This window comes from Pseudoalteromonas sp. DY56-GL22 (assembly GCF_041414715.1).
Lineage (GTDB): Bacteria > Pseudomonadota > Gammaproteobacteria > Enterobacterales > Alteromonadaceae > Pseudoalteromonas > Pseudoalteromonas simplex.
This window is the reverse complement of the sequence record NZ_JANHZR010000002.1, coordinates 408601-428249: the sequence shown is the minus strand read 5'-3', so window position 1 is coordinate 428249 and position 19649 is coordinate 408601. Positions and strand designations below refer to the sequence as shown.

The following is a 19649-nucleotide window of genomic DNA, read 5'->3' as shown; positions in this document are numbered from 1 at the left end:
ATTATGACAACAAAATCATTGAAAAAAATTCTCGTTGCCAACCGTGGTGAAATTGCCTGCCGAGTTATGCGTACAGCAAAGCAAATGGGCTTAACTACGGTTGCAGTGTACTCAGATGCTGATAAACATGCTCAGCACGTAAAGCTTGCTGATGAGGCGTATCACATTGGCCCTGCGCCAAGTAAAGATTCGTACTTAGTAGCAGACAAAATCATCGATGTGGCAAAACAAGCAGGTGTTGATTGTATTCACCCAGGTTATGGTTTTTTATCTGAGAACTGTGACTTTGCGCTCGCGTGTGAGAAAAATGATATCGCCTTTATTGGCCCGCCAGCATCAAGCATTGAAGCCATGGGTTCAAAAACCCGCGCTAAAGAAATAATGCACCAAGCAAATGTACCTTTAGTGCCTGGTTACTATGGTGACAACCAAGATACTGAGTTCTTACAAGCCGAAGCTGAAAAAATTGGTTACCCGGTACTGATTAAAGCGGCCTTTGGTGGCGGTGGTAAAGGTATGCGAGTTGTTGAACACGCAAAAGATTTTATCAGTGCACTTGAAGGCGCAAAACGTGAAGCTAAAGCTGGTTTTGGTAACGATTTAGTGCTGTTAGAGCGCTATGTCACCAAACCGCGCCATGTTGAAGTACAAGTTTTTGCCGATAGCCATGGTAACTGTGTGTACTTAGGTGACCGTGACTGCTCTTTACAGCGTCGTCACCAAAAAGTAATTGAAGAAGCCCCTGCTCCGGGTTTATCTGATGCACTTCGTAAAGAAATGGGTGAAGCTGCGGTACGTTGTGCCCAAGCGATTAACTATCGCGGTGCAGGTACGGTTGAGTTTTTATTATGCGGTGATGAATTCTTCTTCATGGAAATGAACACCCGTTTACAAGTAGAGCACCCAGTAACAGAAATGGTAACCGGTGTTGATTTGGTGAATTGGCAAATCAATATTGCGGCAGGTGAAGCATTACCACTTAGCCAAGCAGATATTCAGCTACAAGGTCACAGCTTTGAAGCGCGTATTTATGCAGAAGATCCAAGTAATGACTTTATTCCGTGTTCTGGCCACATTGACGCCCTATTCACACCGAACGAATCTGAATTTGTACGTATAGATACAGGGATTGCAGCGGGTGATGAAATTAGCCCGTTCTACGATCCTATGATTGCTAAATTAATTGTGCATGACGATAACCGTGAGGCAGCGCTTGGGCGTTTAGCAAAAGCACTAGAGCAATTCCACCTAGCAGGTTTTAGCTGTAACGTTAATTTCTTACATAACCTTGCTAACCACGCTACTTTTCAAGCAGGTGCACCCGATACGCACTTTATTGAAGACCAAGGTGAGCGCCTTGTTGCTAAAAACGAGCAACAGTCTGTTATTGCGACCGTTGTGGCAGCCTATGCGTATGCACATCAACTAAAAGGTGAAAGCAGCAGCCCATGGCAACAATTAACAGGCTTTATGCTAAACAGTGACCCTAAAACAACAATTCCGTTTGTAGATTTTAACGTTCATGCTGTTAAGACCTCAGATGGCTTTAAAATCAGCTTAGATGGGGTTGACTATACAACCTCGGGCAAGGTTGAAAATGGCCTTTCAAACCTAGTCGTTAATGGCGAAAAAGTTGTAGCTCATATTAATCAAACAGACTCTCACATTACAGTGATGTACAAAGCACAGCAAACGGTGCTAGAACTGATTGATAAGCACTATATTAGTGAACACGAAAGTGATGCACTACCACTTGCTGCACCACTCAATGGTACTGTTGTTAAACATTTAGTTGAGGTAGGTACTACTGTCGCTAAAGGTGACGCTGTTGTCATCATTGAAGCGATGAAAATGGAATACACGCTTAATGCCCCGCATGATGGTGTATTAACGAGCTATTGCTTTGCTGAAGGTGAATTGGTGAGCCACGGTGATATGCTCGCCATTGTTGAAGAGCCGGAGGCGTAATGGCACATTTTCCTGATTTTGTTCGCATTGTAGAAGTTGGCGCCAGAGACGGCTTGCAAAATGAAGCCGCCGTTAGCACTCAAGATAAAGTCGCTCTCATCAACGCACTAGCAGATGCTGGGCTTAAAGATATTGAAGCAGGCGCCTTTGTGTCACCTAAATGGGTGCCACAAATGGCTGACTCAGGCGATGTAATTAGCGCGTTAAATTTGCCTAATGTTAACTTAAGTGCCCTCACCCCGAATTTACGCGGTGCAGAGGCGGCAAAACAAGTCGGCATACAAGAATTTGCAATCTTTACAGCGGCAAGTGAAGCGTTTTGTCAAAAGAACATTAACTGCTCTATTGATGAAAGTATTGACCGCTTTAAAGATGTAATGGATTTTGCCAAAGCGAATAACATTCGTGTTAGAGGTTATGTTAGCTGTGTCATGGGTTGTCCATATCAAGGTGATGTCGACTACAATGATGTATTAAAAGTATCAGAGCGATTACTCGAGCTTGGTTGTTACGAAATTAGCCTTGGCGACACCATTGGTGTAGGTACGGCGAAAAAAGTCGATGAGTTATTAGATTTACTCTTGCAACATATTGATAAATCAAAACTCGCTGTACATTTTCACGACACCTACGGACAAGCGCTCACAAATATTTACACCGCCCTAAGCCGCGGTATAGCAACGGTTGACAGTGCTGTTGCAGGCCTTGGTGGCTGCCCTTATGCCAAAGGCGCGTCAGGAAATGTTGCCACTGAAGATGTAGTTTACTTACTGCAAGGACTTGGCATAGAGCATGGAATTGATTTAGAAAGACTGGCGAAAGCTGGTTGGGCTATTTGCAGTGCACTAAATAAACAACCTGTCAGCAAGGTATCACTTGCTCTAAAGAACACTCAGAATAATTAAGGAGTAGGCTCATGGCCGGTTTCGATAAAGTGGTTTCAAGTTATGAAGCTGCAATGGAAGGTTTAAAAGATGGCGATACAATTATCGCTGGTGGCTTTGGCTTGTGTGGTATTCCTGAGGGACTTATCAGTGAAATTAAGCGTAAACAGACTAAAAATCTAACTGTTGTTTCGAATAACTGCGGTGTCGACGATTTTGGTTTAGGTGTTTTACTTCACGACAAGCAAATTAAAAAAATCATCGCTTCTTATGTGGGTGAAAATGCGCTTTTCGAAAAACAACTACTCGATGGTGAAATTGATGTTGTTTTAACACCACAAGGTACACTCGCTGAGAAGATGCGCGCCGGTGGTGCTGGTATTCCTGCGTTCTATACAGCTACAGGTTACGGCACGCCTGTAGCCGAAGGCAAAGAAGTTAAAGAATTTGATGGTCGCCCATATATCTTAGAAGAGTCAATTACAGGTGAGTTTGCCATTGTTAAAGCATGGAAAGCCGACCGCTACGGTAATCTTGTATTTCGCCACACAGCTATGAACTTCAATCCGATGGCCGCGACAGCAGGTAAAATTACCGTTGCTGAAGTTGAAGAGATTGTTGAGCCAGGTGAACTTGAGCCAAGCCAAATTCATACCCCAGGTATTTATGTTAATCGCGTGATCAAAGGCGACTTTGAAAAACGCATTGAACGTGTAACAACTCGCGATTAAGGAGCGATAAAATGGCATTATCACGTGAACAAGTTGCAATGCGTGTTGCACAAGAACTACAAGATGGCTATTACGTAAACCTAGGTATTGGTATCCCTACTCTGGTTGCTAACTATGTACCTGACGGTATCGAAGTTATGTTGCAGTCTGAAAATGGCTTATTAGGCATGGGTGCGTACCCAACCAAAGACCAAGTTGATGCAGATATGATCAACGCGGGTAAAGAAACCGTGACAGCAGCCACAGGTGCAGCAATATTTAATAGTGCAGATAGTTTTGCCATGATACGGGGTGGTCATGTAGACTTAACAGTATTAGGTGCATTTGAAGTTGACCAGAACGGTAACATCGCATCGTGGATGATCCCAAAAAAGCTAATTAAAGGCATGGGTGGCGCGATGGACCTCGTTGCTGGCGCGAAGAATATTATTGTTACGATGACTCATGCAAGCAAGCATGGCGACTCTAAGTTATTAGAAAGTTGCACTTTACCGCTAACTGGGGTTAACTGTGTAAAGAAAATCGTAACTGATTTAGCCGTACTAGAAGTTAAAGACGGCGCATTTCATCTAATCGAACGCGCTCCAGGCGTGTCGGTAGATGAAATTATTAGCAAAACGGCAGGCAAATTGCTTGTTGAAGGTGATGTTCCAGAGATGGTTTTTTAAACCACTCACATCCCATGTACCGACCTCATTCCCAGTGCCAATGGCGCTGAGTTACCCAAAATCCCTCGCAAGAGGGATTTTTTTTATCTAAAGTCAGCCTTTCGCCGCACCATTTTGTCACATAAATAGTATAAAATGCCCTGCTTTAGTGAATTGGCAGTATCTAATACTGAGACTATGACGAAATAGCTAAAACTGCTAAGATCACTTTTTTACTAAACATTTGCCTAAACATAGATTAAACGAGCGATTAAAGGCTGTTTTTTATACAATATGGCAAGAGTTAGCTATATTCATTCTTTACTCTCTATTTTTTTACATTTTGGGATAATAATTGCTTAGCAGTTAATTAACTAACAAGCGCTATTGAGACTTACTGAAATTAACTATGCAAACACCTATTCGTGGCCTACGCTCATTTTGTTTTGCTGCACGCACCCTTAGCTTTAAAGATGCAGCAAACCAGCTTTACCTTACACCGTCTGCCGTAAGCCATCAGATCAAACAATTAGAAGAACAATTGGGTATTGAACTATTTGAACGTCAAACCCGCTCTATCCGCCTAACTGCTGCGGGGAAGAATTTTTATGACTCTGTATCACCGCTTATTAAAGCGCTAGAAAAAACCATCAATGAGTTTAGTCAGTTACAAGAGAACGTTACGATCAGTATTACGTTACCTGAGTTTTTCGCCAGTGAGCTTTTAATGCCAAAACTGAGCGAATGGACCAGTGAGCACCCAAATACAAACTTACAGCTTAATACCTTAAAAACGCGTAAAGAGCTGACTAAGCAAAGCGATTTGTCGATTGTATTGTCTTCATCTAAACCGCACGAAGGCGTTGTACATGAGCTATTTTCGCTATCGTATACACCAGCTTGCAATAAAGAAAACTGGCAAGCATGGCAAGAAAACCCGTTTCAGGCTTTAAATGAAGTTCCTCTTATACTTCATAAAGCACGTCCTTGGGCTTGGCACCAATGGGCAGAGCATGCTGGTATTGATGACTTTGCACCAAAACAAATTATTCAGGTTGATAGTATGTTTGGTGTGGCACGTGCGGCACAACAGGGTATGGGTATTGCCCTAATCCCCTTGCCTATCAGTCAGACTTGGTTTGATGAACAATGGTTATTTAATTTCACCGATATGCCATTAAAAACGAAAGATAAATATTACTTAGTGCAACACGATCCTAGTGAAACTAATGCACAATTAGAGCTATTTATAAAATGGATGCTTGATACTTTCAAACATCTAAAATAAAAGATTAAAGACCCTCAATTTTGTTGAGGGTCATTTATCTTTAAATTAGCTTTTAGATTTGGTGACTAAGATACTCACTTTGTTTTCACCTATTTCGAAAGACGCTTGTTTACCATATTCCACAACAAAAGAAGGTGTAAAATAGCTGCCAGCGAGTGTGATTGATGTTTCTACAGCTGCCGTATTATTTTGTTGTGGTATCACTGTAACTTCATAGCTAAACCCCTCACCTATAGAGATGGTCGCAGGTTGTTTCTCTTCCACCAGCATTACTGGCGATGCTAGTAGCTCATTCGCTTTATAAACAGATGTTTCAACTTGAAAGCTATCAGCTGCGAAACAACTTGTTGATGCTAAAAATACGCCTGCTACTAAACCTAACTGTTTTTTCATATTTATTTCCTTATCTCATTTATAGGGTTTGTCCGTAATTAATATCAGTTAGTACGTTTATTTGATACACGGAAACTTCAGAATGTTAACTTTCTCTATCAAAGCTCTCGATAATACACATCAATGGTATGTGATATAGCTTCATAGCTGTTATTTTCGTGTTTAAAACACGCTTTTCTTAGTTCCTTCTCTTCGTAGTTTTTACCTGCTACTACGACTTGATCTAAAGTTTGTGAACGTGCACAGAATTGCTGTTTTGAAATTGTTTCTACTTTGACTGATTCAGCTTTTGAACGCGGTAATGAACTAGGCTTAGGATTTTGCTTCATGCCTTCAAGTAACTGTGCTTTAGTAACAGGTAGAGTATCTGACCCTAGCCCAGGAATATGCAATGTTTGTTTAATCGTATAGTTTTTACTTAATAATGGCGCAAACAAAGATACATCGTTGCTCAAATAAGCTTGCTCAAAATTAAGATAAACAGCCACTTTATCTTCAGCTGCATTGGCAACGAATGGGCATAGTAATAAACACGCAAGTTTAAGCTTCATAGTCTTTTTTATTTTTTACCTATTTAACAACTATATATCACCTTAAAGTACCGATTTAGCCATTAATAAACAACTATTTGTTTAATTTATGGCTCTCCCTACCTATGATTATTTATCATCTTGCTTTTGTTTTTTACGTTGCTCATGCTTTGCTTTAGCAACGTTTTCGAACACGGGCGGCGGTATCGGAAATAATGAGATAAGCGGAAATAAAGCCATAAAAAGATAAGCGCTTTTTGGCATTTTTTTAGCCCAACGTACCATATGGGACAAAATGATAAAGGCTATAACTAGGCTAACAAAAGCAACGATAACTATAAGTAAAAGTGTAAGTAAGTCCATTTTCAATCCATCAATAGGTGACTTAAGATTAATGGGTCCTTATGTACGTTTTTTAAACCGTTAAATTGTTAATTGATAGCTAAAGCCAATTTCAGCAATCGGCATAAGATCAAATAACGAAAAGCTTCCTCTATCTAACTTCAAGCTTCCCCTTTAATTCTAATTCATTACATTAGACTAAAGTCTATAGGTTAAATTTCTTCATCTATTAGGTCATTTTTTATCGTTTGTTGAATTTGCAGTGTTCAATTAAAGTTCATTTGTCGGCGATTGATACCGACTCAAATAGAGGAAATGATTATGTTTAGTACACTTATGAAACGCGTTGCAGTTAGCTCATTATTAACTTGTTCAGCTATGGCAGTGGCTGATCAAAGTGACTACAAATTAATGGTTATTGATCAATCTACACAAGCAACAGTAGAAACAAATCGCCAATACGAACTAGCATTTAACCAATGCGCATTAAGTGTTCAAGCAAAGAATTTTACAGAAGCTGAAACACTTTGCTCTAAAGCAATCAGCTTGCTTAGCAAGAGCAAGGTACCTGCTTACAAACGTCGTGAATTAACCTCATTTGCATTAAGCAACCGCGGTGTAGCTCGAATCATGTCTGAAAACGACACTGCTGCATTGTCTGACTTTTACGAAGCAGTACAAATTTCAGGTAACGAGTTAGTAGAGCACAACTTAACGCGTGCGAAAAAGAACTTAGCATTATAAGTTCTCACAAAATTGTGTTTTCACAAAACCCAGCTTCGGCTGGGTTTTGTCGTTTAACTGTTTCGTTTTTTAGTCTTCCGCTTTTATCAATAAATCAAGTTCTTTTAGCAATAGGCTCTCTACTGTCTTTTTATCCATATTAGCCAATTGCTCTAAGCTGTAATTTTTGCCAATTTCTTTCGCTAAAATATAACCTAGGTAATAACCTCTTCGGTATGGCAGCTTTGTCTCGTCCTTTACGAAGTTGAAAAATGAAGAATATATTTCAGTTTTTTTTGAGTAAAACTTTTTCTTAAGGTCAACGAAAGAATCGAGCTGCCTTGAGCGAATCTTTTTCACCAAATTGCTAGGTATGTTTAGCATCAATTCATCATCACTGGCTGACGGAGTTAATTTATGTGAAACGTAAGTAGCTAATCCCTCAGTCCAAATAGAGCACCATAGCTCATCCTTACATTGAAATAACTTTTCATGATAAACGTGAAATAACTCGTGATGAAAGAATGGCGTATCGTTTTTCCAGGTATGATATTTGGCCATAAGGTCTACACCAAACATTAAGTAAGTCTTACCATTTAACTCTCGCGTTGCCCCATTGAACCTTCCTAATGAGTGAAGTATGTAAATGGGGGTTTCAGATTTGAAATCAGGGAAAGTAGCAATAAATGATTCCATACTGCTGTTTAACTCTTTAGATAAACGTCTATTTTTTGAAAAATATACTTCTTCTATTCCACTGAAACCCTCAATAGCTTTAACAAAGCTTTTATCACTATAAAAAGGCGCAAATTGAGATGTGAAATGTTGAGAAAACTGCTCGGCTCTATTTTCTGCAGTCAACGTCTTGCTTGACTGATATAAAGTATAAAAATCATCAGCGAGATTAATGACTTCAAAATCAGCTGACTGCTTGTTAGCAAGCGCATTAAATGAAAGCACACCAAATAGGAAGATAGAGAGTAGAAGAAATTTAGAGAATATTTGCATAATTATAGTCAGAATTATTTGTTAGGATAAAGTCGAATATGTTGAAGATTCGATAATTCATGTCTAAGTGGTTGGTTGCTCAGACAATGCCTGTTTGTAACTTAAATCAAAATGTTTGAGTAACTGATTCAAGTAGTTCAGATTTATCTGGTTAGGTTTAAAGCTTTGCCCCTTTTCAATATTTGCTATGTGTTGTTTTAGTTTTGCTTTGTCTTTATTCCAAAAAGCGATGTTCCCTAACACAAAGTCATTCCAATACATTTTTGAACCACTTAGCTTTTCATCGGGATCCAATACTTTTTTAGCGTGAAAAACCGCTTGTTGATAGTCACCCGCTAACCCTTCCATTTGAGCTAAATGCCAAGTTAATGAGCTTTCATTTGAATTATTATGAGAGATATAACGTTTTATCAGAATGGCAGCTTCAGCATGGCAACCTGATTTTTCTAACAATCTAAAACCGGCATCGTACGTCTGATCAAATTGTTGGTATGTTAGGCTCAAATCGTCTTTTAACCTTTCTTCAAGCTCAACTTTACAGTCAGCAAAGCTTACATTTGATATAATTAAAAACCCGATTGATGAGAGTCCTGTTTTCATAATTCTGTCCTTAAATTTGCTAATGCCTGTATAAGATAACACTGCAATCAAACGCAAGTTCACCACGAACTGAAAGTATTTGATTCCATGTAACCTTTAAATTGTCGTTATTTCTCTAGCTCATGATAAACATTTGGATTCCAAATTTGCATAAACATCTCTGGATTTTCAATTGGTTGAAAACCATATTGCGCGTACAAACCATGCGCATCTTTTGTTGCCAATACCATACGTCTCAAACCTTGAAGCTCGGGGTGAGATACTATGCTCTCAACAAGCCACTTGCTCAAACCTTTACCTCGATGGCTTTCTACTATGAATACATCGGAAAGATAAGCAAATGTTGCTTTATCTGTTATAAGGCGGGCAAAACCTACTTGAGAATCATAGCTGTCATAGACTCCAAAACAAAAAGAGTTTGAAATGGCAGTTTCTAGCGTCTGCTTTGGTATTCCGGACGCCCAGTAGCTTTTTGAAATAAAACCGTAAATTACTTCAAAATCGAGATCAGTTTTATTTGTGCTAATTCTATATCCTTGCACCAGTATTCCTTCTTACGGTTTATCATGATAATTATGAATTTATTGCTAGTCTGCGTACCACAATAAACTCTTGTTATTTAAGATGTTTAGTTTTAACAAAGTTACTAACCAATTGCTACTGTCCAAACATTAAGACTGTGCCCCTTTGACCTAAATATATTTTAAACCACAATTTACGGACCCAAATAACATTTCTATATAAGAGACAGCATTAAATTTATCAGCACTCAACTCAGCTAATTTGTTACTTTCAATACAGGAATAAAACAACTTCACCTCCTCTACATCACAGTAAAATTCCGAAACCTGAGTAATTACCCTATAGATTAAATTTCTTCATCTATCAGTTTTAATTTAATCGTTTGTTTAGCTTATGGGAATATTTTAAAGTTCACTCGTTGGCAAGAAACACCAACTTATTCAGAGGAAAACTATCATGTTAAAAACACTTGTAACCACTATTGCACTTAGCTCTTTATTAACTTGCTCAGCGATGGCAGTAGCCAAACAAGCTGATTATAAACTGATGGTTATTGAGCAAGCTCAAACGAACGATAATGCAACTAGCCAATACGAAACTGCCTTCAACCGCTGTGCATTAAGCGTTAAAGAAAAGAATTTTTCAGAAGCGGAAAGCCTGTGTACACAAGCAATTTCTCTTCTAAGTACAAGTAAGGTACCTGGTTACAAACGCCGCGAATTAACTTCGTTTGCACTTAGTAACCGTGGTGTTGCCCGCATCATGTCTGAAAAAGATACTGCTGCACTTTCTGACTTTTATGAAGCGGTGCAAATTTCTAAAAATGAACTTGTTAATCACAACTTAAGTCGCGCAAAACAAAACCTAGCGCTGTAACAGTTCCCCCAACCAAATTGTTGTCGAAAGCCCGGTTCTTGTGTGTTCTGACCGGGCTTTTTTTATTTAATGTTTTGCAAATAAATCTGACATCCCCTTCATTGTGATGCGATCAAATTGAATTTCTACAGGTAATCCTTCTATATGGTATTCTGCTGGAATATCTACTTGCAAAATAAGTTTTAAAGCGGCTTTTTCGCCTTCGAATGGACCTGAAAGCTGCGGGGGTAACTTACTTGTAAGCTCTGTATATTCATTAATTACAGCATCAAATTTTTTACCATTTGGAAGTTTTACAGTCGCTTTTTGACCTATTTTTGAATACTCCAAAAATTTTGGTGCAAGATAAGCATGAACTCTTAGTTCTCTGCCGGTATCTACTGAAAATAATGGTGAGTTTTGATCTACAAACTGACCATCTTGCACAAAGATATCGTTAATATTTCCCGAAAACGGAGTTTTAACAACAAGGTTTTGTTGCAGTGCAGACAACTTTGCAAATTCAATTGAAAGATCTTGATAGCGTTGCCCCTTTAATCCATACAAGCGTTCCATTTCTTGCCGCTCTTTCTCACGCAAGATATCAACTTTTGTCTGTTCGTAACTTAATTGAGCACTGTTAAAAGCAGCTATTGCGCTTGCTAAATCAGAAACGGGGACTATTCCGCGGCTTTTATAATCTTTATACGTATTAAGTAATTCTTGCTGCCTTTCAACGCCTTCTTTTGCGACTCGCTTTCTTTGTTCTAGCTGCGTCATAATTGTTTTGCTAAATGGTATCTGTTGTTGAGTTAGATTTAATATTTGTCGGTCAACTTCTTGATACTGCCCTGTCAATTCAGGGTTATATAATGTGAGCAATATTTCATCTTTCATCACAGAATCACCAAGGTTAACGTCAACAAATTCAATAGTTCCTTTACTTGGAGCTTTAATCAGAAGCGGTTCAGTCGTAATGATACCAACAGCTTCAACCTTAAGTTGTGGCACTAAATAAATCCATGCGACAATACAAATAGGGCTCAATGCAATCAGAATTAAAAAATACCAGCGTAATTTATGTGATGTTCTTTTTGCTCCAGCATATGGAACTTTAATTCCTTTTTCTTCATTCGGATTGTTGACCTTTGCAGTGCTATTAAAATGCAATTTCATATTATTCCCTTAATCTAAAATTTTTGACCACGTTTAAGCACCCACCAAGGTGCCATACTAGACTCTTCATGCGACCGCCGGAATACTTCATTAACCAGCGCAAAGCAACATACTAGGCGCATTATAAATGCATAGATGGGATAGAGAGGTAACCAGAGGAATAGTGTAAAATCTTGCTTAGGCCTTTCTGAAACACTAACTAAAACTAACAAATAAAAATAGCCGATAGTTAGAAGGTATAAGGCATAAATGACGAATATTAATGCTAGTGAGAATTGCCAAGGATAAATAATAGCAACCCCAACAAAATACACAAAAATGACAAATGGCAACATAACGTTTTGCAAGTAACCATAAAAAAGTGTAAACAAAAAATTCTTCCAGCCTAAAAGCTTAGGAGAAAAAGCTGGCCAATGTTTACGCAAATATAAAAACAGCAAGTCCCCGTCCCAACGTAATCTTTGCAAGACAAGCTCTTTAAATGATTGAGGTGCGTCTGTATGTGCAATCGACGCAGTCGCGTAAGGTATTTTTAAATTAGGGTAGCGTTTAAAATACTGTTTGATACGAACTGTTAGATCTAAATCTTCTGCAGTATGAGTATCCCAACCTCCTATTTGTTTTAAGAAATCACGTCTAAATGCACCAAATGCACCTGAAATGTTGTTAATTAAATTACATTGAGCTAATCCAGTTTTACCACCCTGCATCGATATTAAGTATTCGATTGCTTGCATTCTAGTCCATAAAGTTTTATTCACATTACGAACTCTTAAAGCACCTCCCACAGCAGGTACATTAGGGTCTTCAAATAACCTGACTAAATTTGCCATCATATCATTGTCAAATGAAGTATCCGCATCAACATTGACGATAATTTCACCTTTAGCATAGGATAAGCCTGCGTTTAAAGTTGAAACTCGCCCTCCCCGCTGCCATTTTGGCAATAAAACAATCTCACGATTTTTGCGTTTAAATAACTGCTTACATTCTTTAGCTACATGGTAAGTGTGGTTATTTTGAACAGCACCATCTATTACAGCAATAATTTCAATTTTACCTGGGTAAGTTTGTTCAACGAGTGACTGAATGGTTTCTTTAACTGCATCCCCTTCTGCATAACAAGTAATAACACAGCTAACTTTTGGTAAATAAAATAATTTAGTATTGTTTATACGTGTCTTTTCTTTAGTCCATTTAATTATGCCAAACGTGATTATTAAAAATAGCGGCAACTCATAGATAAGGTATAAAGGAATAAATTTTACTAGAACTAATACATTACTTTGTACATAAAACATAATTCGTTCAGTAATATGTATTAAAGTGCTTAGCGTACTCATAAAACACTCTCCTGCTGAGCTGCAAATTGTTGCTCAAGCCAAACACCTATTTCATCTGGCATTTCTTTTGATGGAAGTGGAATGCCTTTAATCGAAAGTGAGAAATCGCTATTTTTATTGAGTAAAGAAATCCCTTTTAATTTTTGATAAACAAAGGATAAATGTTCAATTGTTGTATTAGGTAACATTAAAAGTAATGTATGCTCTCCTGCTAAACAGCAAATATCCGTGGTCCTGATACTCTCGTTAATTCTGCTCTCAAATTCGTCTATTAATTGAATAGCACGTGCTTCACCATTTTCTGCAATAAATTGCGCGAGGTTTTTTAACTCTATCTTAACTATTGAGTGTGTTTGCTGGTGCCTTACGGCAAGTTGGTTTTGCCACTTAACCACCCATTCAAAATGTGAATAGTTAATAGAGTCAGTGCTGGTTAAATTAAAATTGTCAAAACGCTCACCAAGTCTAATTAAACTTTTACCTTCCATTGATATGTTGTAACTATGAATGTTCTGTACTATTAACTCATCAACTTGATTACTGGTCTGACAGTGGAAGCATTTAGCAATAACGTCAGCATCTACAAAGCTAGTATGGCATTGGTTACATTTCTGATTTTCTATTGGGCGATCATAGTCAACGCCAATGTGTCTCAATTTTGTATGGCAATTAGGGCAGCTTAGCCCGATACCCTCTTTAAATTTAGATTCGCCATTTACATGACCACAGTTAAAACAGTGCAAACTAGATACACTGGCAATATCAATACTTTGACAACTTGGGCATGAATCAACATAATTTAAGTGCCCTGATTGGCAGTGTCTACAGTAGCGAACACGGTCGATTAACTTATCTGTCTGTAAGAGTTTTCTTCTATGGATACTCGACAACCATGACATCGCATCTTTAGTGTTAACCCCGAAACACTCTAAAAGCGGATAATAATAAACACTATTAATGCTTAAATCATGAACAGGTAACAAGCTATTACCTTTATAAATCCACATAAAAGACAAAAGCTTAGTTAAAGCTGAGTCGACTAAATTAAGACTTAGATTTAAACTAGTTGCGCGCGTTATTACGGAGTTATAAAAATCATCACTTTGTTTATTAAAAAGACCATTTGCAAGAGCTTCTGATAAATAACAAGGCGTATTTACCAAAATACAGCTTTGCCATAACAGTTCGTGCTTACGGATTTTCTTGAGCGCTTCGCCTTGGTTTACAATGTTGTCAGCAAAAACAATAAGTGGAAAATGAGATTGAGCTTCAAAACCGGAAAAAAAGTGCTCTACGTCGTTAAATACTGTGAATTCGTGTCCGTAAACTAAAAAATCAATATCCTTAAGCTCACCAATCCAAATTTTTTGTAACGAAATATCATTTAATTGCTGTTTATTCATTTACCCTCCATGAAATGAACTGTTGTATTCATACCGCATTTTAAACTGTTTTTATATAAGGTACGATCAGACTTTTCATATAACTGGTAATTTATGGTTTAAATTAACTAGTCAATAGCTTATAAAAATAAGAAGGTATGATTGAAATCTATATTTAAAATAATATTTTATTGTTATTAATTGAAATATAAACTTTATGTTAATAAAGAATTGTATGAGGTAGCTTTTAATATAAAAGCCAGCTCTGAAAGCTGGCTATAAATAAGTTCTAACTTCTTAAGTTTCATCTCTTGGCACAAAATCAAGCACTGTTGCATTAATGCAGTACCTGTCTTTACCTCTTGGCCCTTCACCAGGGAACAAATGACCTAAATGAATACCAGAGCTTTTTGATTTAAGCTCAATACGCTGCATGCCATAACTGTTGTCTTCATGCATAGTTACACTGTCTTTAACTGGATGTGTAAATGAAAGCCAGCCAGTGCCTGAGTTAAATCTATCTCGGGTATCAAAAAGCGGCGCTCCACTTAGCTTATCAATAAAAATACCGTCGGGTGTATTTTTAAAGATATCGTACTGCTTACAAAATGGGCTGTCAGTTCTGGCATGAAATGCAACTCTAAAGGCTTCACTGTCACCTAGTTTAAATGCGCCTAAGGCTTTGTAAAACTCACCTTTACTGACATAGCCTTGGCGACCATAAACCTCTTCGCCATTTTCTATAAATAATAACGTGGGTGTTGCCCAAGTCGGCGTTTTAATCGTTAAACCATCAAGTTGATCAGCATGTCGGAAAGTCATAGGAATTGTCCCCATGTACTCATTAGCGACCTCTTTTTTAAACTTTTCACAGTATGGGCAATAACCTTTAGCATCTATCACTACAATTTGCTTACCTGCCAATAAGGCTGTGTTATCAACCTGCTGTTTTTCTACTGGTGTGAATACAACGCCCGTTGAATGATCAGGGCAATAGCCATTCGGGTTTTTCTTTAAATAATCTTGGTGATAATCCTCTGCAGAATAAAATGCGTCAAGCGGTTTTATCACAGTCACAATCTTGCCGTAGCCTGCTGCGGTTAATTTACTTTGGTATTCATCTTTAAGTGTATTAGCAACCTCGAGTTGCTCATTATTACTTACCAAAATTGTTGAGCGGTATTGAGTGCCAATATCATTACCTTGGCGATTTAGCTGGGTTGGATCATGATTTTCAAAATAATGCATTAACAGTGATTGTGTTGTTAACTCGTTGCTGTTGTATGTCACTTTAACAACTTCTGCATAATTGTTTTTATCAAAGCGTCGCGAGCTACGTGTTATGTTCTTGTAGGTCGCTTTAAAACCATGCCCATCGGCATAGCCAGATACCGCATCCAACACGCCATCAAGTGCTTCGTAACGTTTTTCTGCTCCCCAAAAACAACCTGAACCTAGCACAATGGTTTCAATATGCCCTGTTGCGTTATCTGGCATTGTTTCAGCTTTAATTGGGCTGGTGGTAAAAATGGCACTGCAAGTGAATAGTGTCAGTAACATCGACTTAATTGTCATACTAATTTCCTCTTAAAAGCCTGTATTTAAGACAGACCGCGTATAGGTATTAATAATTTCAACTTAAACGCATGCAAACAGCGATTCACCGCTAACAATTTAACTCTTAACCTTATTTACGGTAAAACACAGCTTTTTAACATTGGGATATTAAAAAATGAAAATTGCACACAGCTTATCTGCTATTGCATTAGGATTAACACTTGCTACGCAAGTGAATGCCGCAGAGTTCACTTTTGCAAAATCAATCAAACCGAACGACAACACCCTAGTTTTATTTTTAGATACAGATAGCCAAGTTGCTAACTTTAATTATTTAAAGCCAGAAACCCAAACTCACTTAAATAAAGTCATTGAATTTAGCGACTTTAAAGCAGGCTATGGCAAAACTTTAGAAGTTATCGCACCAAACGGTAGCGACCATCAACGCATCTTACTTGTTGGCTTAGGAGAGCAGCCAAAACTAGATGCAGCAAAAATGGCAAAACTAGGTGGTAACGTTCACGCTAAATTGCAGTCGGCTAAACAAGAAAATGTTAGCCTTGATTTTTCAGAGCTAAAAGACAGCGCAATCAATGCTAAATATGCAGCAGAATTTGCACACGGCGCAAATTTACGTGACCACCGTTTTGAGCAATACAAAAAAGAACAAGACAGCCATGTTGTTAACTACACATTAGATGTTGAGAATTTAGACCAAGCGGTCAAAACCCATAAACTACTACAAAGCATTGAACAAGGTGTATTTTTAGCACGTGACTTAACGTCTGAAGTTGCAACAGAAATGACGCCGGTTGATTTTGCTAAAGCGGCAAAAGAGCTTAAAAAGTTAGGTGTTAAAATTACTGTTTTAGAGCCTAAGCAACTTAAAAAGCTGGGCATGGGTGCACTTGAGGCTGTTGGCCGTGGTAGCGAAGAAGGTGCACGTTTAGTGGTTGCACATTATCAAGGTAATAAAAAACCCCCTATCGCGTTAGTGGGTAAAGGTATAACCTTTGATTCTGGTGGTTACAGCCTTAAAACAGGCGCTTCAATCGCCCGCATGAAATCAGACATGGCAGGTGCAGCAGCCGTACTGGGTACTGTTAAAGCAATGGCACTTGCTAAAGCCGACACAAACGTAGTTGCTGTCATGGGTATGGCAGCTAATATGGTATCGCAATCTGCCGTAGCGCCAGGTGATGTTGTAAGAACCGCTGAAGGTTTAAGCGTTGAGATTGTAAATACAGATGCTGAAGGCCGTTTAGTATTAAGTGATGCAATGTGGTATGCACGCGACAAGTACAAGCCAAGTATTATGGTTGATGTTGCGACCCTAACCGGGTCTAAAATTCGTGCTGTAGGTAATGACTATGCTGCAGTGTTCTCTGACGACGACACGCTTGTAGAGCAACTAACTGTTGCTGGTAAGCAAGTAAACGAAAACCTATGGCGTTTACCTCTAGGTTATGAAGATGCGTTAAAGTCAGACATAGCTGATCTTAAAAACATCGGTTCACATGGCCCAGGTGCTACTACAGCAGCGAGTTTCTTACAAAACTTTGCCGGTGACACACGTTGGGTTCACATTGATATTGCTGGAAACGCGCTAAATTCTAAAGCAAAAGATGAACTAGCTGAAGGCGGTACAGGCTATGGCGTACGTTTACTGTCTAATTGGTTATTAAATAACGCACAGTAATTAGGCATTGCACTTTATCAAGTGGTTATAAGCTATTACAGCCACTTGATTGTCTTGAGTTTTTCTAATTAACACTAAAGACACATTTACATCATCAACAAACAGCCTATATGCTAATAAGCATTAAGGGATAATAATAAGATTGATACGCAATGACGACGACCAATAGTACACCTAAGATTATGGCGCTCACTACGCATAGCATCTTTTTTGATGCCTATGAAACAGCAAGCGACACACTCACTACGCAAAAAAAAATATGGGCATTAGCCCAATATTGCCAAAGCAGTGATGACTTTGTTGATGTAGTCCCTGCCAATAATAATTTAACGCTTTATCTAAAAGAGCCCGCTAAACTTGCTGGCTGGCTACCACGATTACTTGAACAATGGCACGAACTAAAAGCCACTGACTTTAACTCACGTCATCATAAACTTGCTACTCGTTATGGCGGTGAATATGGGCCTGATATAGCGCATGTTGCTAAACATCATAATCTGTCTGTTGATGATGTTGCTCAAATGCACAGCAGTGCCAAATACCACGTGCTTTTTTTAGGCTTTAAACCCGGTTTTGCTTATTTAGATGGTTTAAATCCACAACTTTTCACACCTCGTCATGCTGAACCAAGGCTCTCTGTTCCAAAAGGCTCCGTTGCTATTGGCGGCGATCAAACCGGTATTTACCCTGAAAGCTCCCCTGGTGGCTGGCAAATTATTGGTCATACAGATTTTCGTCTGTTTGATATCAATGCAGCTTCGCCTTGTGCTATTGAACCCGGTGATACTTTAGAGTTTGTTATTCAGGAGGTGTTAAAATGATCACTATCATCAAACCTGGCATGCAAATGTCTATACAAGATCAAGGCCGCACAGGCTCTCGCCATTTAGGCATTGGTCAATCAGGGTGTATAGACCCTTACGCTCAAGTTATTACAAACCGTTTAGTTGGCAACGACGACAACAACCCCGTTATTGAGATCACTTTGGGTCTTGCCGAAATTCAGTTTGATAACGATTACTACATTGCTCTGCACGGCACTGATATGAAAGCCACAGTGAATGGCAACCCTGTTGATCCTGGCTGGAGCTTTTACATAAAAAAAGGCGATGTATTAAAGTTTAATGCTGCACGTCATGGTTTTAGAAGCTATCTTGCTATTGGCGGCGAGTGGCATTTACCTGAGCCAATTTTAGATTCTTACTCAACAGATATATTAGCGGGTTTTGGTGGCTTAACCGGTCAAGCACTACAGGCTGGCGATAGTTTTGATATAACGCCAAGGTACAATACCAAAGTTGGCTTAGGCGCCATGCTACCACCTAAAAGTACACAAATTCGTATTCATGCCGCACCACATGCAGCACTGTTACCAAAAGAAACCATCGTTAACTTTATAAATCATTCTTGGCATGTATCGCCTAATAGTAACCGCATGGGCACAAGACTATTAAGTGATGAGTGTGATATCAGCCATGATGTTTCATTACCCTCTATGGCTGTTGCTCCTGGCTGTATTCAGCTTCCACCAAATGGTGAACCCATAGTGCTATTAAACGATGCGCAAACAACTGGGGGTTATCCATTGCTCGGCACCGTGATCGAAGCGGATCTTCGTCATTTTGCACAATTAAAACCCGGCGACTTCCTTCACTTTAAGTTTGTTACACTCAACGAAGCCCACGAGGCACAAGAAAAGCTAACTGCGCACTTAAATCAACTTGCGATAGCACTAAACTATATTAATAAATAGCGTTTAATTTATTGATGTTTAAAATGCGAGCAAAGAAAGTCTTTGCTCGCGTTACCTTTATGGCTTGTCTATACATTTAAAAAGGTAAAAACCCTACGCATTCCTTTGCACCAAAGCTGTGCAGAAAATTTAGTAACAAAAGCCTTTAATCCAGACTCATTATCATCCAATTTGCACAAATCAAGCATTTAAACTGCTCACTCTTTAACCACTTACCCCATACTGGTGCAAAGAGGTAACCGCAGGTG

The 19649-nt window shown here is 38.7% G+C and carries 20 protein-coding genes; 10 read left to right on the top strand and 10 right to left on the bottom strand.

Annotated features, from left to right (window positions below; genetic code table 11):
- The first annotated feature begins 3 nt into the window (after nt 1-3).
- The 5 genes from NO991_RS05845 to NO991_RS05825 all read left to right on the top strand — a co-directional run bounded on the left by NO991_RS05845 (nt 4) and on the right by NO991_RS05825 (nt 5518).
- A complete protein-coding gene (locus NO991_RS05845; protein ID WP_371351762.1) occupies nt 4-1968 on the top strand; it encodes an acetyl-CoA carboxylase biotin carboxylase subunit in 1965 nt (654 codons plus the stop codon).
- Entirely contained in the window at nt 1968-2873 is a 906-nt protein-coding gene (locus NO991_RS05840) for a hydroxymethylglutaryl-CoA lyase (RefSeq protein ID WP_371351760.1), read from the top strand. Before NO991_RS05845 ends, NO991_RS05840 begins: the two co-directional genes overlap by 1 nt.
- Before the next feature lie 11 nt (nt 2874-2884).
- Nucleotides 2885-3583: a CoA transferase subunit A gene (locus NO991_RS05835; RefSeq protein WP_054553797.1), complete on the top strand. Its 699-nt coding sequence runs from the start codon at nt 2885-2887 to the stop codon at nt 3581-3583.
- An 11-nt stretch (nt 3584-3594) separates the two neighbouring features.
- Nucleotides 3595-4251, top strand: coding sequence for a 3-oxoacid CoA-transferase subunit B (locus NO991_RS05830; protein WP_054553796.1), 657 nt, complete (start codon nt 3595-3597; stop codon nt 4249-4251).
- 388 nt (nt 4252-4639) lie between these two features.
- A complete protein-coding gene (locus tag NO991_RS05825) occupies nt 4640-5518 on the top strand; it encodes a LysR family transcriptional regulator (protein WP_054553795.1) in 879 nt (292 codons plus the stop codon).
- Nucleotides 5519-5563: 45 nt separating this feature from the next.
- On the opposite strand, the gene NO991_RS05820 is transcribed toward NO991_RS05825, so the two are convergent.
- From NO991_RS05820 to NO991_RS05810, 3 genes are all read right to left on the bottom strand, one after another.
- A complete protein-coding gene (locus tag NO991_RS05820; protein WP_371351759.1) occupies nt 5564-5911 on the bottom strand; it encodes a hypothetical protein in 348 nt (115 codons plus the stop codon).
- Nucleotides 5912-6009: 98 nt separating this feature from the next.
- Nucleotides 6010-6462: a hypothetical protein gene (locus NO991_RS05815; RefSeq protein WP_300579909.1), complete on the bottom strand. Its 453-nt coding sequence runs from the start codon at nt 6460-6462 to the stop codon at nt 6010-6012.
- A gap of 108 nt (nt 6463-6570) precedes the next feature.
- The gene (locus tag NO991_RS05810; protein WP_300416867.1) at nt 6571-6804 is read right to left on the bottom strand and encodes a hypothetical protein; all 234 of its coding nucleotides are present in this window, start codon (nt 6802-6804) and stop codon (nt 6571-6573) included.
- A gap of 300 nt (nt 6805-7104) precedes the next feature.
- Between NO991_RS05810 and NO991_RS05805 the strand changes: the two genes are divergently transcribed.
- The gene (locus NO991_RS05805) at nt 7105-7527 is read left to right on the top strand and encodes a hypothetical protein (protein WP_166340183.1); all 423 of its coding nucleotides are present in this window, start codon (nt 7105-7107) and stop codon (nt 7525-7527) included.
- A gap of 69 nt (nt 7528-7596) precedes the next feature.
- Here the strand turns inward: NO991_RS05805 and NO991_RS05800 are convergent, their stop codons facing one another.
- From NO991_RS05800 to NO991_RS05790, 3 genes are all read right to left on the bottom strand, one after another.
- Entirely contained in the window at nt 7597-8514 is a 918-nt protein-coding gene (locus tag NO991_RS05800; RefSeq protein WP_300416871.1) for a DUF5700 domain-containing putative Zn-dependent protease, read from the bottom strand.
- 63 nt (nt 8515-8577) lie between these two features.
- Complete coding sequence (locus NO991_RS05795; RefSeq protein ID WP_300416873.1) at nt 8578-9114, bottom strand: hypothetical protein; 537 nt, start codon at nt 9112-9114, stop codon at nt 8578-8580.
- 107 nt (nt 9115-9221) lie between these two features.
- Nucleotides 9222-9656, bottom strand: a complete 435-nt coding sequence (locus NO991_RS05790) for a GNAT family N-acetyltransferase (protein ID WP_138619488.1) — start codon at nt 9654-9656, stop codon at nt 9222-9224.
- A gap of 436 nt (nt 9657-10092) precedes the next feature.
- Here NO991_RS05790 and NO991_RS05785 point away from each other — a divergent pair, with 436 nt between their 5' ends.
- On the top strand, nt 10093-10512 hold the full coding sequence (locus NO991_RS05785; RefSeq protein ID WP_054553788.1) for a hypothetical protein: 420 nt from the start codon (nt 10093-10095) through the stop codon (nt 10510-10512).
- Nucleotides 10513-10578: 66 nt separating this feature from the next.
- Here the strand turns inward: NO991_RS05785 and NO991_RS05780 are convergent, their stop codons facing one another.
- The 4 genes from NO991_RS05780 to msrA all read right to left on the bottom strand — a co-directional run bounded on the left by NO991_RS05780 (nt 10579) and on the right by msrA (nt 15967).
- Nucleotides 10579-11667 carry an HlyD family secretion protein gene (locus NO991_RS05780; RefSeq protein ID WP_371351758.1) on the bottom strand — a complete coding sequence of 363 codons (1089 nt, stop codon included), beginning with the start codon at nt 11665-11667 and terminating at the stop codon, nt 10579-10581.
- Between the two features lie 14 nt (nt 11668-11681).
- Complete coding sequence (locus NO991_RS05775) at nt 11682-13010, bottom strand: glycosyltransferase (RefSeq protein WP_371351757.1); 1329 nt, start codon at nt 13008-13010, stop codon at nt 11682-11684.
- Nucleotides 13007-14413 (bottom strand): hypothetical protein, encoded by a 1407-nt coding sequence (locus tag NO991_RS05770; protein WP_294408583.1) that lies wholly within the window; start codon nt 14411-14413, stop codon nt 13007-13009. The genes NO991_RS05775 and NO991_RS05770 overlap by 4 nt, the downstream gene beginning before the upstream one ends.
- 276 nt (nt 14414-14689) lie before the next feature.
- Nucleotides 14690-15967, bottom strand: coding sequence for a peptide-methionine (S)-S-oxide reductase MsrA (gene msrA / locus NO991_RS05765; protein ID WP_054553784.1), 1278 nt, complete (start codon nt 15965-15967; stop codon nt 14690-14692).
- Nucleotides 15968-16124: 157 nt separating this feature from the next.
- On the opposite strand from msrA, the gene NO991_RS05760 reads away from it, so the two are divergent.
- The 3 genes from NO991_RS05760 to NO991_RS05750 all read left to right on the top strand — a co-directional run bounded on the left by NO991_RS05760 (nt 16125) and on the right by NO991_RS05750 (nt 19401).
- Nucleotides 16125-17648, top strand: coding sequence for a leucyl aminopeptidase (locus tag NO991_RS05760; RefSeq protein WP_300544881.1), 1524 nt, complete (start codon nt 16125-16127; stop codon nt 17646-17648).
- 152 nt (nt 17649-17800) lie between these two features.
- Nucleotides 17801-18469, top strand: coding sequence for a 5-oxoprolinase subunit PxpB (gene pxpB / locus NO991_RS05755; protein WP_371351756.1), 669 nt, complete (start codon nt 17801-17803; stop codon nt 18467-18469).
- Complete coding sequence (locus NO991_RS05750) at nt 18466-19401, top strand: biotin-dependent carboxyltransferase family protein (RefSeq protein ID WP_054561537.1); 936 nt, start codon at nt 18466-18468, stop codon at nt 19399-19401. The genes pxpB and NO991_RS05750 overlap by 4 nt, the downstream gene beginning before the upstream one ends.
- The last annotated feature ends 248 nt before the right edge of the window (nt 19402-19649 follow it).